This is a genomic window from Microbispora oryzae (genome assembly GCF_017896165.1).
In the GTDB taxonomy this organism is placed as follows: Bacteria; Actinomycetota; Actinomycetes; order Streptosporangiales; family Streptosporangiaceae; genus Microbispora; species Microbispora oryzae.
In genome coordinates this window covers 313,994-328,502 of the sequence record NZ_JAFCNB010000006.1, presented here as the reverse complement: position 1 = coordinate 328,502, position 14,509 = coordinate 313,994, and the positions used below count along the sequence as shown (strand labels likewise).

At 72.2% G+C, this 14,509-nt stretch carries 15 protein-coding genes; 10 read left to right on the top strand and 5 right to left on the bottom strand.

Annotated elements, in window-relative coordinates; translation table 11 throughout:
- The first annotated feature begins 26 nt into the window (after window positions 1-26).
- The 6 genes from JOL79_RS14385 (at window position 27) to JOL79_RS14365 (ending at window position 3,554) form a co-directional block, all read left to right on the top strand.
- Entirely contained in the window at window positions 27-419 is a 393-nt protein-coding gene (locus JOL79_RS14385; protein ID WP_230984801.1) for a thioredoxin family protein, read from the top strand.
- Window positions 420-451: 32 nt separating this feature from the next.
- On the top strand, window positions 452-535 hold the full coding sequence (locus JOL79_RS35760; protein ID WP_372446775.1) for a putative leader peptide: 84 nt from the start codon (window positions 452-454) through the stop codon (window positions 533-535).
- Window positions 536-590: 55 nt separating this feature from the next.
- Window positions 591-1,001 carry a DUF4395 domain-containing protein gene (locus tag JOL79_RS14380; protein ID WP_210156358.1) on the top strand — a complete coding sequence of 137 codons (411 nt, stop codon included), beginning with the start codon at window positions 591-593 and terminating at the stop codon, window positions 999-1,001.
- The gene (locus JOL79_RS14375; protein WP_210156275.1) at window positions 998-1,837 is read left to right on the top strand and encodes a sulfurtransferase; all 840 of its coding nucleotides are present in this window, start codon (window positions 998-1,000) and stop codon (window positions 1,835-1,837) included. The genes JOL79_RS14380 and JOL79_RS14375 overlap by 4 nt, the downstream gene beginning before the upstream one ends.
- Window positions 1,837-2,139, top strand: coding sequence for a DUF1416 domain-containing protein (locus JOL79_RS14370; protein ID WP_210156274.1), 303 nt, complete (start codon window positions 1,837-1,839; stop codon window positions 2,137-2,139). The genes JOL79_RS14375 and JOL79_RS14370 overlap by 1 nt, the downstream gene beginning before the upstream one ends.
- Window positions 2,140-2,267: 128 nt before the next feature.
- Window positions 2,268-3,554, top strand: a complete 1,287-nt coding sequence (locus JOL79_RS14365; RefSeq protein WP_210156273.1) for a hypothetical protein — start codon at window positions 2,268-2,270, stop codon at window positions 3,552-3,554.
- A 23-nt stretch (window positions 3,555-3,577) separates the two neighbouring features.
- Here JOL79_RS14365 and JOL79_RS14360 read toward each other — a convergent pair whose 3' ends face one another.
- The 3 genes from JOL79_RS14360 to JOL79_RS14350 are packed head-to-tail and all read right to left on the bottom strand — an operon-like array spanning window position 3,578 to window position 5,867.
- The gene (locus tag JOL79_RS14360) at window positions 3,578-4,507 is read right to left on the bottom strand and encodes a hypothetical protein (RefSeq protein ID WP_210156272.1); all 930 of its coding nucleotides are present in this window, start codon (window positions 4,505-4,507) and stop codon (window positions 3,578-3,580) included.
- Window positions 4,504-5,190 carry a DUF4352 domain-containing protein gene (locus JOL79_RS14355; protein ID WP_210156271.1) on the bottom strand — a complete coding sequence of 229 codons (687 nt, stop codon included), beginning with the start codon at window positions 5,188-5,190 and terminating at the stop codon, window positions 4,504-4,506. Before JOL79_RS14355 ends, JOL79_RS14360 begins: the two co-directional genes overlap by 4 nt.
- Window positions 5,190-5,867, bottom strand: a complete 678-nt coding sequence (locus JOL79_RS14350) for a hypothetical protein (RefSeq protein ID WP_210156270.1) — start codon at window positions 5,865-5,867, stop codon at window positions 5,190-5,192. Before JOL79_RS14350 ends, JOL79_RS14355 begins: the two co-directional genes overlap by 1 nt.
- Window positions 5,868-6,012: 145 nt before the next feature.
- On the opposite strand from JOL79_RS14350, the gene JOL79_RS14345 reads away from it, so the two are divergent.
- The 4 genes from JOL79_RS14345 (at window position 6,013) to JOL79_RS14330 (ending at window position 13,239) form a co-directional block, all read left to right on the top strand.
- A complete protein-coding gene (locus JOL79_RS14345) occupies window positions 6,013-7,992 on the top strand; it encodes a hypothetical protein (RefSeq protein WP_210156269.1) in 1,980 nt (659 codons plus the stop codon).
- Window positions 7,993-8,100: 108 nt separating this feature from the next.
- Window positions 8,101-11,193 carry an ATP-binding protein gene (locus JOL79_RS14340; protein WP_210156268.1) on the top strand — a complete coding sequence of 1,031 codons (3,093 nt, stop codon included), beginning with the start codon at window positions 8,101-8,103 and terminating at the stop codon, window positions 11,191-11,193.
- 80 nt (window positions 11,194-11,273) lie between these two features.
- Entirely contained in the window at window positions 11,274-12,542 is a 1,269-nt protein-coding gene (locus JOL79_RS14335; protein WP_210156267.1) for a DUF1727 domain-containing protein, read from the top strand.
- The gene (locus tag JOL79_RS14330; RefSeq protein ID WP_210156266.1) at window positions 12,532-13,239 is read left to right on the top strand and encodes a type 1 glutamine amidotransferase; all 708 of its coding nucleotides are present in this window, start codon (window positions 12,532-12,534) and stop codon (window positions 13,237-13,239) included. The genes JOL79_RS14335 and JOL79_RS14330 overlap by 11 nt, the downstream gene beginning before the upstream one ends.
- Before the next feature lie 119 nt (window positions 13,240-13,358).
- Here the strand turns inward: JOL79_RS14330 and JOL79_RS14325 are convergent, their stop codons facing one another.
- Window positions 13,359-13,721, bottom strand: a complete 363-nt coding sequence (locus tag JOL79_RS14325; RefSeq protein WP_210156265.1) for a DsrE family protein — start codon at window positions 13,719-13,721, stop codon at window positions 13,359-13,361.
- A 109-nt stretch (window positions 13,722-13,830) separates the two neighbouring features.
- The gene (locus JOL79_RS14320; protein WP_210156264.1) at window positions 13,831-14,481 is read right to left on the bottom strand and encodes a TetR/AcrR family transcriptional regulator; all 651 of its coding nucleotides are present in this window, start codon (window positions 14,479-14,481) and stop codon (window positions 13,831-13,833) included.
- Window positions 14,482-14,509 lie beyond the last annotated feature (28 nt).

Genomic DNA, 14,509 nt, shown 5'->3' with positions numbered 1-14,509 from the left:
TCGCGGGTGTGGTCGCCGGCGTGGTCATGCGGCACCGGAACGGGAGGCCGCGGAGCGAGCGGAAGGAGCGCGCGCCGGTGACAGGTGACGATCTCGGCGCGGAGCTGGGCGAGCGGGCCACGCTTGTGCAGTTCTCCACCGCCTTCTGCCAGCCCTGCCGGGCGACCCGCCGGATCCTCGGCGAGGTGGCCGCAATGGTGCCCGGCGTGCGTCACGTCGAGATCGACGCAGAGGCGCGCCTCGACCTGGTCCGGCGGTTCGACGTGCTGCGCACGCCGACGGTCCTGGTCCTGGACGGTTCCGGCGACATCGTGACGAGGGCGTCCGGCCAGCCGCGTAAGGCCGACGTGATCGCCGCGCTCGGTGCCGCCGTCGACCGGCCGTCTCACCGATCGTCTCAGCCATCGGACAAGGTGTGACAGATGTCGAGACGGCGAGTACTGTCGTGCCCATGACTCCCACGACAGAGCTGCTCACGAAGCGGCGCGCGGTCGACTTCTGCCGCGTCGCCACCTCGCTCTGTCGCATGGCCTGAGGGTGATTCCCGCGGCTTGAGCCGCCTGCCGAGAATCCTTCAGGAGCATCCCGTGATGCACATCGACCCTCGTGGCCCTCGTTTCGGCGCGGCCATAACGACTCTGCTCCTCGCGGCCGTCCTGGTCACCGGCAGTCCCTGGCTGCTGGCGGTCCAGACGATCGTCTTCTCGCTCGGCGCGTTCCACTCCTCACCGTACGTCGCGGTCTACCGCAGGTACGTACGGCCGAGGCTGGGCCCGCCGCGCGAGCTGGAGGACCCCCGGCCACCCCGGTTCGCCCAGGGTGTCGGGCTGGTGTTCGCGACAGTGGGACTGATCGGTTTCGCGGCGGGGATCACACCCCTGGCTCTCGGTGCGACAGCGGTGGCGCTGCTGGCCGCCTTCCTCAACGCAGCCTTCGGATTCTGCCTCGGCTGCGAAATGTATTTGATGATTCGCCGTCTACAACCTGGGAGAACGCAATGAGCCGCTCCGCCGTACTGGTGGACGCCGACTGGGTCGAGGCCAACCTCGACACGCCGGGTGTCGTCCTCGTCGAGGTCGACGAGGACACCAGCGCCTACGACACGGGCCACATCCGCGGGGCCGTCAAGATCGACTGGCGTACCGATCTGCAGGACCCGGTCCGCCGTGACTTCGTCGACAGGGCCGGCTTCGAGGCCCTGCTCTCGGCCCGGGGCATCGCCAACGACGACACGGTCGTCCTCTACGGCGGCAACAACAACTGGTTCGCCGCCTACGCCTACTGGTACTTCAAGCTCTACGGCCACGAGAACGTGAAGCTGCTCGACGGCGGCCGCAAGAAGTGGGAGCTCGACTCCCGCGAGCTGGTCAAGGACGTGACCGAGCGCCCGGCCACGCAGTACTCCGCCTCCGAGCCCGACACCTCCATCCGCGCCTTCCGCGACGACGTGGTGGCCGCGATCGGCAAGCAGAACCTGGTCGACGTGCGCTCGCCCGACGAGTTCACCGGCAAGCTGCTCGCGCCGGCCCACCTCCCGCAGGAGCAGGCGCAGCGCGCGGGCCACGTGCCCACCGCCCGCAACATCCCGTGGTCGAAGGCCGCCAACGACGACGGGACCTTCCGCTCCGACTCGGAGCTCAGCGAGCTCTACGCCGGCGCCGGAGTCGACTTCGGCAAGGACACCATCGCCTACTGCCGCATCGGCGAGCGGTCGGCGCACACCTGGTTCGTGCTGCACGAGCTGCTCGACCAGGCCAACGTCAAGAACTACGACGGTTCATGGACCGAATACGGCTCGCTCGTGGGCGTGCCGATCGAGCTTGGGGAGGCCCGCTGATGACCGCTGTTCAGGGTTGCGCAGCTCCGGAGCAGACCGTGGCGTTGCCCGCGGGGATCGACCTGTCGAAGCAGGCCGTGATCCAGGGCGTGGTGTCGGGCACCGGCACCGCCTACGCCCGCCTGCTCGACCACTCCGGTGAGTTCACCGGCGAGGTCGTCGTCTCCGACGAGGGGATCTTCCGCTTCTTCGCGGCGCCGGGCCAGTGGACCGTCCGCATCATCGCCGGCGGCGGCGTCACCAAGGACGTCCCCGTCGAGGCGAAGCTGGGCGAGGTCGCCCAGCTCTCGGTCGCCGTCTGATCGCTCCACTTCCGCAGCGGGGCCGGCGTGTCCATCCGGACGCGCCGGCCCCGCTGCGTTTCCGGAGTCCCCACTCGGCCTCCACAGGTCTTCCTTCAGGCGGGAACCGAACCGATAACATGCGGCAGGTGTCCGGAACGTCCGCGATCGTCGCCCCCCGCCAGACCAGCGTTTCCCCCAGGCGCGCCTGGACGCTGTCGCCGTACGCGCTGCCGCTGCACACCCTGCGCATCGCCGCGCGGTGCGCGCTGCCGCTGATCCTGTGGTTCTCCCTCGGACGGGTGGTCCGCTGGGGGCTGCTCCTGCTCGCGGCGACGTTGTCGCACGGGTCGTGGTACCAGGCGCGGCTGGTCGCGGTGCTGTTCCTGTTCACCCTCGTCGTCATGACCTCGCTCGCCACCACCGCGGGCATGCTGTACGTGGTCCGCGACGCCCTGATGGAGACCAGGGAGCGGCGAGCCAGGGGAGAGGGCCGCGAGCGGCTGCTCAACGCGTTCAACCGGACCGCGCTCGTCTTCTCCGGCATCTACCTCACCTGGGGCTTCGTCGACCAGGACATGCGCGACTTCGAGAACATCGACATGTTCCGGCAGCCGGACAAGTGGCTGGTCGACGGGTTCGCCGGGGTGCCGAGCACCGTGGCCCAGGGGCTGACCGGACTCGACGTCCGGGTCTCGCTCGGCGCGATGGCCGTGGCGTATCTCCTGAAGACGTTCTTCGGGCGCCGCCACGAGGCGAACGAGGGCAGGTTCTCCGGCATCCTCGCGACCTTCTCCGAGCTGGCGTTCGGCTTCTACGGCGTGAACGCGACCGCGGCCGCCCTGGGGGCGCGCTCCGACTGGATCTCCGACCGGGCCGCCGTGACGTGGTGGCACGGATGGCTCGACGGGGCCAAGGCGCGGATCCCCGGCTGGGAGGCGTTCTGGGGGTTCGTCGGGGAGATCTGGCCGTACGTCATCGAGGGGCTCGCCCTGCCGCTGGCGTGGCTGACCGTCGGCATCCTGGTCTACGGCGCCTACGCGGAGGACACCCAGACCACGATCAGGGGTACCCCGCTGGAGGCGGCCGCCGCCTCGCTGGAGCGCACTCACAACCTCACCAGGCGCGCCCTGGCGAAGCTGACCGGCGGCTGGACCGGGCGATGGATCCCGCTGCTCAACTCGCTGCGGCTGACCGTGCGGGGCGGAGCGCCGCTCTTCGGCCTGTTCGCCCTCTGCTACGTGGGCCTGCACGTGGGACAGGACTACCTCTACCGGGCGGGCCGCTACCTGACGGAGAGCGACCGGCCCTACTTCTGGTTCGTCACCGGGGTGCCCGTGAGCTTCGTCGTCGACCTGCTGGTGACGACGCTCACGATGTGCCTGATCGCCGCCACCTTCGACCTCGCCGCGAGCCGGGGCCGGGCGGGGCGCTAGCCCCCCGCCGCGCCCGTGGCGGCTCAGCGGGTGAACCGCAGCACGTGATCCTGCCGCTCGTCCCGGTCGATCGCGTCGCCGACCATGTCGCTCACCGACTGCCCCGGCACGCTGCGGTAGGTGCTGGGGCGGAGCACGACCTCGACCTGGTCGGCGACGGACGGCGGGACCACCCCGTAGAGCTGGATGTTGTAGGGCGTGCCCACCTTGTTGTCCATGGTGTCGGGCGGGGTGTCGTTGCTGACCTCCTGCAACATCCACACCCTGCCGTACCGGTCGGTGAGCCGGACCTCGGGGGCGCCGTGCCGGATCGCGCCCTCCGCGTCGAGCGCGATCCGGGTGGCGACGACTTTCAGCCACTGGCGGTCGGCCGCTTCGGCCTTTCCGCTGGGATCGGCGACGCGCTCGACCGTGACGCGCCACGACACGTGCTGGTAGATCCCCGCCTGGCCGGACGGCACCGGCTGGACCTGATCGCTCGGCCGGCCGTATTGGTAGACCCCGTACGCGAACCAGCCCGGCAGGCCGATGGCGAGGGCGATGGAGAGCACGGCGCCCGCGCCGAGCATGAGGGTGCGGCGCGGCCGGCCGGTCGACGCCGACGGGGCCGCGTCTCCGGAAGGCGCCGGATCGGAAGGCTCGGGCGTTGCGGGGCCGGGAACGGCCGGCGTGGGCGCCGCCTGGGGTGCGGCGGCCGGGCGCGGGGGCAGCGGCATGGACCGGTTCTCGCGCAGTGCGGGGAACGGCTGGGTCGACCGGTCCTCGTCCGGGGGCGGCGGCGGCCAGACCAGCACGTCGCGCGGGGGAAGGAGCGTGCCCGGGATCGGCACCGCCGGGCGGGGGACGGGGGCGCTGAGGGTGATGTCGGAGGGCTGGCTCGGCGGTGGCGCGAACCAGTCCCGCTGGCCGGTCTCGTCCGGTTGCGGCATCCCGTCGTTCGGCGTGTGTGTCATGACGTCTTGCCCGCCAGTGGGTGATAGTCCTCCGTGCGCGACAGCAGCCGCTCGGTCGCCGTCTTCGACAGCCCCAGGTCGATCTCCGCCTCGGGCGCGAAATCGTCGACGACGACGGCGGCGACCGGCGGCACGACGACGAGCCGGGCTCCCTCGACCGCCTCCGTGGGCACCTCGAACACGAGCACTCCACTGGACCACAGCCCCGGCTGGATCCACTTGTTGAAGACGGTGAGCGTCTTGTCGACCTTGTCCGTCGGCTGGTAGCGGCGGCCGTCCTCGGTCAGCAGGAAGGGGCCGGACGGGATGAGCTGCATGGGCTCCCGCGGGGTGGTCGCGACGACGTTCACCAGGAGGAACAGGTTGCTGGTCGCAACCTTGGCCACCTTGCCGCGGAAGTCGACGGTGTCCACGGCACGGGCCGCGCCGACCGAGGCGACCTTGACCGTGAAGCGGTCGGTGACGACCGCCTGCCCGATCGTGCCGCGGTGGGTGAGGAACGAGTCGGACTGCTCGACCGGCATCGCGAGGGTCTGCACGTAGACGGCGCCCGCCGCGAAGGCGAGACCGGCGACGGCCGCGGCGATCCGGGCCGTCACGCTTCTCCGCTTCCGGCGCGGGCGCTCGCCCGCCCGGCCCGCCGGGCGGGTCTCCGGATGGATCCCCGGGTGCGTCACCGCCATCAGCCGCTCTCCTGCCGTACCGGAAGGGTCACCCGGGCCTGTACGGCCGGTGTGATCGGCTTCATCTCGCTGCCCGCGTCGGTGGGCAGCTCACCCTCGGGGGCGATCTGCCAGTACATCCGCTGGTCGCGGTCGCTGATCTTCTCGTGGACGAAACCGCCCAGGTCGACCGTGACCTTCTCGGGGGCCCGCGCGGACGGCTCCAGCCGATACGAGATCACGACCGTCGTCGTGATCCCCGGCTGGAGTTGCTGGCTCTTGATCCCGTAGCTGACCACGGACACGTCGGGGCCGTACGTGCTGGGGATGGGGGGCGTCACCCGCAGGATCGACCCGGCGAAGCCGCTGACCCGGCTGACCTGGGTCCCCGGCTTGGGGACGACGCCCACGCCGGCCGTCTCGTCGCCCATGTTGGTGACCTTCACGACCAGCTCCAGGGCACGCCGCGTGCCGCCGAAGTCGTCCTTCTCGTTGGTGTCGACCGCCTTGATGAACTGGGTGCGGAACTGCCCCTGGTCGATGATGTCCCCCGGGGCCACCGTGGGCGGCGGGTCCTGCGGCGCGTCCCGCAGCCCGCCGGTGAACGCGGTGACGCCGAGCCCCACGACTCCGACCGCGCAGGCGACCGGGACCAGCACCGCGCGTCGGCGGCGGGCGCCACGGGGGGATGACGTCATGGCAAGCGATGGTAGTACGACCCCACGGAAACCATCCGCCGCATCGGCACCGTCCTCGATGCGGAAATGCGTCCGAATGGCGAGAAGCCCGCCCTGACAGGCCTTCCAGCTCCTACGCTGTCACGGAGGCGGACATGGAGGGCTCGTGGGCGACCCGCACCCTGATCATGCTCAGCTTCAGGCGGATCGGATCTACCTGGGCTGGCAGTACGCTCTGCTGTACCCGGATCCCGGCCCGCCTCCGAAACGCCCGGCCCGGGAGGACGTGGCCGTTGCGCCTCCGCCGGACGACGGCTGGGCCCAGCGCGAGCGGCTCCAGAAAGACCTGCTCAACCGGCCGGTACGGCTCTTCCGCGCCTTCATGGCCGTCGTGGCGGCGGGCATCCTCGTCCTCGGCGTCACCGAGCTGCTGACGTGGTCGTTCGTCCTGCTCGGCCTGATCGCGGCGGGCGGGGTCGCGGCGATCTGCGGCTACGCGATCCGGCAGGGCGACCGGACGGTCAACGAACGGATCAACGACCGCAGGGAGAAGGTCAGGCGCGAGCAGGAGCGCCGCCAGCGGGAGATCGTCACGGCGCAGGAGGAGCACGCCGCCAAATACCGCGACTGGGCCGAGAAGAAGAGCCGGTTCGACCGGCAGATCACCTGGTACGCCGTTGCCGTGCCCGACGAGATCGACCGGATCGACGTGGCCGGCGGCACGCTGACCGGGTGGTCGGCCCTGGTCACGCTGATCGGCGCGACCCGCCTCTACAGCGGGGGCCACCTGACCGTGCTCGACCTGTCCGAGGGCGCGATCGCCAAGGACCTGATCGAGCTGGCCAGGAGGGGCGGCGACGACCCGCTCGTGTGGGTGCTCCCGGTGGACCTGCCCCGGCTCGACCTCGGCGCGACCCTGAAGCCGGAGGCGTTCGCCGACGTCCTGGCCCACGTCGTGAGCGTCAGCGAGGAGACCAGCCGCGACATCGGTTTCGACAACGCCATCCTGGAGCGGGTCCTGGAGGTCCTCGGCGAGAACGCCACGATCAGCCAGGTCACCGCGGCGCTGCGGGCGCTGGCGCAGGTGGGCGACCCGCGCGACGACATGCGCTTCGGCCTGCTGACGGCGTCGCAGCTCGAGCGCATCGGCATGCTGTTCGGCCGCGGCGTGGCCGACCGGGTGGTCATCGAGCGGGCCTGGGCCCTGGAGTCGCAGCTGCGCAAGCTGGAGACGCTCGGCACCGAGGCCGTACGGCTGCCGCCCGCCCGCCTGCGGGTGGTCAGCATGGACCGGCAGGCCGGCGTCTTCGGCAACCGCGTTTTGGGGACCTACGTCGCGACCGCGCTCACGCACATCCTGCGGCAGTCGCCGGCGAGTGACCGGCCCTGGTACCACACGATCATCGTCGCGGGCGCGGACAAGCTCCGCGGCGACGTGCTCGACCGGCTCATGGACGCCTGTGAGACCTCCCGCACCGGCCTGGTGCTCACCTATCGCAGCCTCACCCCGACCGTGAGGGAGCGCCTGGGCAGGGGGCACGCCGCGGTGGCGTTCATGCGGCTCGGCAACGCGGAGGACGCCCGGGTGGCGAGTGAACACGTCGGCACCGAGCACCGGCTCGAGCTCGCCCAGCTCACCGAGACCATCAGCTCGGCCGTGGACGGCCCGAGCGGCTTCTACACCTCCACGGTCGGCGCCGGACGCACCGGCACCGCCGCGCCCGGCGAGGGCGACCTGCGGGAGGGCATCACGGAGTCGACGGAGTGGGGCCGCAGCGCCACGACGGTCGCCGACGGCATGCTGCAGCGGTCGCGGGAGTTCCTGGTCGAGCCCCACCAGCTCCAGCAACTCCCGACCACGTCGGTCATCGTCACCCACGCCACCGCCGAGGGCCGCCAGGTGCGGCTGGCCGACGCCAACCCGGCGATCCTCACCTTCCCCAAGACCACGCTGGGGCAGTTCGAGGAGGTCCGGCGGGCGGCGTTGCGCGCCGACGAGCCGGAGCCGCCCCGGCCGCGGGAGGGGCAGGACGAGACGAGCGAGACCGGCGAGCCGGACGAGCGGGACGAGGCGGGCATCCCGCAGGACCTGCCGCCCAACATCGGCCCCCCGCCGCCCCGCCTCGACTGGCGCAAGCGGCCATGACACCGTCCATGACACCGTCCACGCCGGGTAAGGGCATCGTCAACCGGGGGGTGCGGGCGTGCTCCATGAAGGAGTCTCTCCCCTGTTCGTCGTCAACTGAGGGGTCTCATGCAGCCGTTCCCCCTGAGCGGGCCGTGGTACCGGATCCAGGCGATCACCGCCCCGTCGCGTAGCTCATCCGCGGAGTGGGACTTCGTCACGGTTCTGCCCGCGGTTCTGTCCGCCGCGCAGCGCAACCGGCCGTTCGTCATCGGCTGGCTGTCGCGTGGCTCGGGGGCGCCGCTGGAGCTCATCACGAACGCCGGCCCGCTCACGCCGCCACGTCCCCCGCGCCGCGCCGCCACCACGGCCGAGACGCCAGTGTCGGGGCCCCAGCCGCTGCTGTTCCCCGGCGGCGCCCGCGGCGTCGAGATCGGCGAGGAGTGGCTCGCCGACCTGGCCGACCTGGTCTGGACGCCCTGCCCCGGCCGGCAGGCCCCGCCTCTGTACGGCAGGCGCGAGCCCGAGCCCGACGAGACCAAGCGGCCGACGCTCTTCGAGTCCACGCTGGTCACCCTGATGTCCCGGCCGTTCGGGTGGGTGGTGGTGGCGGAGCCGACCGATCTGCTCGACACCGAGGTCGCCCACCTGCGCACCCAGCTCAACGTGCTGAGGCAGTACGGCGACGCCTCCGAGCGGTCCCGCTTCGACGCCGAACGGGCCGAGCGGCGGATGCAGGAGCTCGACGCGTTCCGCGAGGCCGGGCTGTGGAACGTCCGCGTGCTGGCCGGGGCCGCGGGCTCCGACGAGCTGCGGCAGATCGCCCCGGTGCTGGTCGGCTCGGTCGAGATGAGCCATCACCCCTACCGGCTGCGCAGCGCGATGTCGCTGCCCGTCCTGTCCGGGGCAGGAAGCGACACGGTGTACGGCTTCGCCGAGGCGCTCTCGGTCAACCTGGAAGACTCGGCAGACGGCGCGGCGGCGCCGTTCGCCGCCACGGCGGGCGCGCTCGCCGCGCTGGCCGGGCTGCCGCGCCGCGAGGTGCCCGGGGTGCGGGTCCTCGACGCCGGTTTCTTCGACGTGACCAGCGAGGCCGAGACCGACGGGGCGGCCGAGCTCGTCGACCTCGGCGACATCGTGGACGCCCAGGACCGGGCCGTCGGCACGTTCCGGGTGCCGCTCGCGACGCTGAACCGGCACGCCTTCGTCACCGGGGCCACCGGCTCCGGCAAGTCGCAGACCGTGCGTCACCTGCTTGAGCAGCTCACCAAGGCGGGGATCCCCTGGCTGGCCATCGAGCCGGCCAAGTCGGAATATGCCGCGATGGCGGGCCGGGTCGAGCACCTGGCCCCGCTGACCGTCATCAACCCGTCGGCCCCTGACAACGTGCCGATCAGCGTCAACCCGCTCGCGCCAGAGCCCGGCTATCCGGTGCAGGCCCACATCGACATGGTCAGGGCCCTGTTCATGGCCGCGTTCGACGCCGAGGAGCCGTTCCCGCAGATCATGTCGCTGGCGCTGCAGCGGGTCTACGAGGCCAACGGCTGGGACGTGGTGACCGGCGGCGGCATCCCCGGGGCGGCGGTCCAGCCCGCGGTCCCCACCCTCGAACAGCTCCAGCAGCACGCCCTGGAGGTCATCCAGGAGATCGGGTACGGCAACGAGGTGCAGGCCGACGTCGAGGGCTTCATCAGCCTGCGGCTGCGGAGCCTGCGGGTGGGCAGCGCCGGGCGGTTCTTCGAGGGCGGGCACCCGGCCGACATCGGCGGCCTGCTGCAGCGCAACGTCGTGCTGGCGATCGAGGACGTCGCCAACGACGAGGACAAGGCGTTCCTCATGGGCACGCTGATCATCCGGATCGTCGAGCACCTGCGGATGCGCGCACGGCAGGAGCCGCGGGGCGAGGACGGGGCCGGCGGCCTGCGGCACGTCATCGTCATCGAGGAGGCGCACCGGCTGCTGCGCGACCGCGGCTCCCAGCGGGCCTCCACCCACGCCGTCGAACTGCTCGCCGGGATGCTCGCCGAGATCAGGGCGTACGGCGAGGGCATCATCGTGGCCGAGCAGATCCCCACCAAGCTGGTCTCCGATGTGGTCAAGAACACGGCGCTCAAGGTGCTCCACCGTCTTCCCGCGGAGGACGACCGCCAGCTCGTGGGCGCGGCGATGAACCTGAGCGACGACCAGTCACGCCAGGTCGTCTCGCTGCCGCCCGGCTACGCGGCGGTCTTCGCCGACGGCATGGACCGGCCGCTGCGCGTCCAGGTGCCGCTGGGAGAGGACCGCGAGCGGGCCACCCTCGGGCCGGTGCCGCCCATCTGCGGCCGGCGTTCGGCCGCCTGCGGGCGCGAGTGCCGCACCGGGAAGGCCTGCACCCTGGTCGAGCTGCGCGAGGCCGACCTGCTCGCGGTGGCCCCCGAGTGGGCCTGGCTGCGGATCTGGACCGACACCGTGGTCCTGGCGTTCGTCACCAACCGGTCGCTGCCCGGGGTGCCCCGGGTGCTCGCCGACATCTGGGGCGAGCTGCCGCCCAAGCGCCGCGAGTGCCTGCTCGCCACGCTGGTCGAGCGGGCCGTGTCCCGCCGGGCGTGGTCGCTGCGCACCTGGTTCGACCCCGCCCTGCTGACCGAGAAGGCCGCCGAGGTCTCCGCCGGTCTGCTCGGCCCGGGGGAGGGCGAGGCGCCGATGCAGGCGGGCGAGCGGCCCGGCCAGGCGTGGGTGATCCCGCAGGTGAGGTGGCTGCACGAGGTGGACAGGCTGTTCCCCTTCGGGCATCCCGCGCCCAATCTGCGCAGCCCCGCCCCGGCGATGGAGTATCCGCTGTTCGGGACCGATCCGGCTGGCCGGCCGTACCCGCATCAGGGGGTGAACGGCTCCGCGCCCGCCGCCGGGGGAGACGGCGCGGTCGCGGTGGGGGTGCGCACCGAGCTGCTCGGCCACCGGGCCAAGGCGCTGCGGCACCACCCGCTGTCGATGGAGGTCGACCGCAACCGGGCGCTGGCCTGGCGGGTCATCCTCGGCGACGACGAGCACGAGGGCATCCAGCGGGACGTCACCACGGTGGCGATCGGCGTCGAGCCGCGCGAGCGGGTGCGGTACGTGGCGCAGACCATGGCGGCGGGCTGGCTGGAGACCGTGCTGTCCTGGCCGCGCAGGTTCGTCCTGCCGTTCGACGGCGACACCCCCGCCGAGCTGTCGTTCCCCGACTCGCTGGGCGGCTGACCGCCCCCAGGCGGGGAGTTGTCCACTGGGCGGGCGGCGCTGGTCGGCCGACGTGCGCGGACGCGGCTAGGATCACGGACATGAGTCAGCTTCCGCTGCGGGCGCAGCTCGCCAGTGCCCTCGGCCGCACGGCCGCGACGCTGTCCAGGGCCACCGGGCGTGGTGACGGATCGGTCATCGGCGGCCGGGTCGGGCTGATGCTGGAGCCCGACCTGCTGCGCAAGCTCGCGGCCGACCGCAGGCTCGTCCTGGTGAGCGCGACCAACGGCAAGACCACGACGACCCGTCTCATCACCTCGGCCCTGCAGGAGCTCGGCGAGGTGGCGACCAACGCCTTCGGCGCGAACATGCCCGCCGGACACGTGTCCGCGCTCGCCTCCGCCAAGGACGCGCCGTACGGCGTGCTGGAGGTCGACGAGAAGTACCTTCCCGAGGTCCTCGACACGACCCACGCCGGCGTCGTCTGCCTGATGAACCTCAGCCGTGACCAGATGGACCGGGCCGGCGAGATCTGGCTGCTCGCGCAGCGGTGGCGCCGGGCGCTGGCCGGCAAGCCGGTGCACGTGATCGCCAACTGCGACGACCCGCTCGTGACCTGGGGCGCCTCCACCGCGCAGTGGGTCACCTGGGTGGCCGCAGGGCAGCGGTGGCGGGAGGACTCCTGGTGCTGCCCCGAGTGCGGCGGCCCGCTCGACCGCGCCGACGGGGGCGGCATCGGGCAGGGAGCGGCCGCGCCCGTGGACGCCGGCTGGGCCTGCCGCGAGTGCGGCTTCCGCCGCCCGCAGCCCAACTGGGTGCTCGACGGGGAGGACGTCATCGATCCGCGTGGCGTCCGCTGGCGGCTGGAGATCCAGCTCCCCGGCCAGGCCAACCGGGCCAACGCGGCCATGGCGATGGCCACCGCGGAGGCGATGGGGCTCGACCCGGGCCGTTCGCTCGGCCGGCTCCGCATGGTCGCGTCCGTCGCCGGGCGCTACACCACCGTGGAGCGCGACGGCCGGGCGATGCGCCTGCTGCTCGCGAAGAACCCGGCCGGCTGGCTTGAGGCCTTCGACGTCGCCGATCCGGCGCTGCCGATCATTCTCTCGGTGAACGCCCAGGGCCCCGACGGCCGCGACACCTCCTGGCTGTGGGACGTGGACTACCGGATCCTCAAGGGCCGTCCCGTCCTCGTGGTCGGCGAGCGCCGCCTCGACCTGGCGCTCCGGCTCGACGTGGCGGGAGTGCCCTTCCAGCTCTGCGAGACGTTCGAACAGGCCGTGGGCACGCTGCCGCCGGGCCGGATCGACGTCATCGCCAACTACACCGCGTTCCAGCAGATCCGAGCGGAGTTCGGCCGTGCAGTCTGAATTGTCGATCGTCTGGATCTACCCCGACCTGCTCAGCACATACGGGGACCAGGGCAACGTGCTGGTGCTCGAACAGCGGGCCCGCGCCCGGGGCATCGTCACCCGGACCGTCCACGTGCGCTCCTCCGACCCGGTGCCCCGCGACGGGCACATCTACCTGATCGGCGGCGGCGAGGACCGCCCGCAGATCCTCGGCGCGGAGCGGCTGCGCCGGGACGGCGGCCTGCACGCCGCCATCGAGCGGGGAGCCGCGCTGCTCGCCGTCTGCGCCGGCTACCAGATCATGGGGTCGGTGTTCGGCGGTGAGGAGGGTCAGCCGGTGCCCGGCATCGGCCTGCTCGACATCAGCTCGGGCCGCGGCGAGCGGCGCTCGGTGGGTGAGCTCGCCGGAGAGGTGGATCCCGCGCTCGGCCTGCCCATGCTGACCGGATTCGAGAACCACATGGGTGTGACCCGGCTCGGGCCCGGCGTCCGGCCGCTGTCCCGCACCGTCGTCGGGACCGGCAACGGCGACGGCACCGAAGGCTGCTACGCGGGCAAGGTCATCGGCACCTACCTGCACGGCCCGGCGCTGGCCCGCAACCCCGCCCTCGCCGACCTGCTGCTCTCCTCCATCGTCGGGCAGCTTCCGCCGATCGACGACAGCTGGTACCAGCGGCTGCGCGACGAGCGCCTGGCGGCCGTGCTGCCCCGCTGACCGCCCGGGCCCCGTCTCCGCCGGTCGCCCGGGCCGGCGGCGCGGCGCCGTCAGGGGCCGCCACGGGGCCGGCGGCGACCTGTCTGGGTCGACGGTGGCCTGTGTGGGTCGGCGCGAGCTCAGTAGACGAGGGCCTGGACGCCGTCGCCCAGGACCTCCTCCACGAAGGTGGGGGCGCCCGCGATGCGCACCCCGTCGATCACATCGTCGACGGTGATGCCCCGCCGGGCGGCGCACTGGGTGCAGAGCGTCACCCGGCCGGCCGCCAGCACGGCGTCCAGAAGATCCTCCAGCGGCGCCGCCTCCGCCAGGGCGAACTCCTTCGCCCGGCCGGGAAGCGAGAACCACGCCGACTCCCCGGTCAGCCACAGCGAGACCGGGACTCCGCTGGCCAGGGCGGCCGCCGCGACGGTGAACGCCTGGTTGCACCGCTCCGGCGCGTCCGCGCCGGCCGTCACCTTGATCACAAGTGATCGTGCCATGTTGGCAGCCTAGTCGTCCGCTGGATCGCCCGCCGCGTCGCATCTCGTATAAGTCCGGATAATGCGGATTCGTTGACTGGCGCCTGATTATTGCGCCGGGGGCGACCGCTCAGAGGCGTACTCCGACGAGCTTGGTGAGAAACCGGTCGATCTGCTCCTCCAGCGGCGGCCATGCCGCGTCGGGCTCGTTCACGCGCATCGACACGGCGCCGTGGACCGCCATGCGCAGGTCCATCGCCACGGCGGCGTCGTCGTCGACCGGCGCCAGTCCGGCGTCCATGCAGCGCCGCACCGCGGCCGTGGCCCGCTGGGTGAGTTCGTCCTTGAACGCCAGGTGCGTCCGCTGGTTGAGCGTGCTCTCGTGGAGCACCTTGTACAGCCCGGGATGGCGGCGGACCCAGGTGGCGAGGACCAGCAGCCGGGCGCGGAGCCGGGTGACGGGATCGCCGGGCGCGTTCTCCGCCTCGTCCAGGGCGAGCGAGAGGTCGCGGTGGCACCGCTCCAGAGCGGCGAACACGAGGGCGTCCCGGTCGGCGAAGTGGATGTAGACGGAGGTCGCCGCGACGCCGACCTCTCGCGCCACCGCGCGGAGCGACAGCGCCTGGTCGTCGGCGAGCTCGTCCAGCAGCCGAAGGGTCGCGGAGACGATCTCGTCACGCAGCCGTTCGCCCTGGCCGCGGGGGTTGCGTTCTCTGGCGGGCCGCTGGACGGCCTCCTCGGTCTCTGGTGTCCCACGCCCGGTGGAGGAGATCGCGTCCATGATCCGCCATTGTATCGAGACACCCATT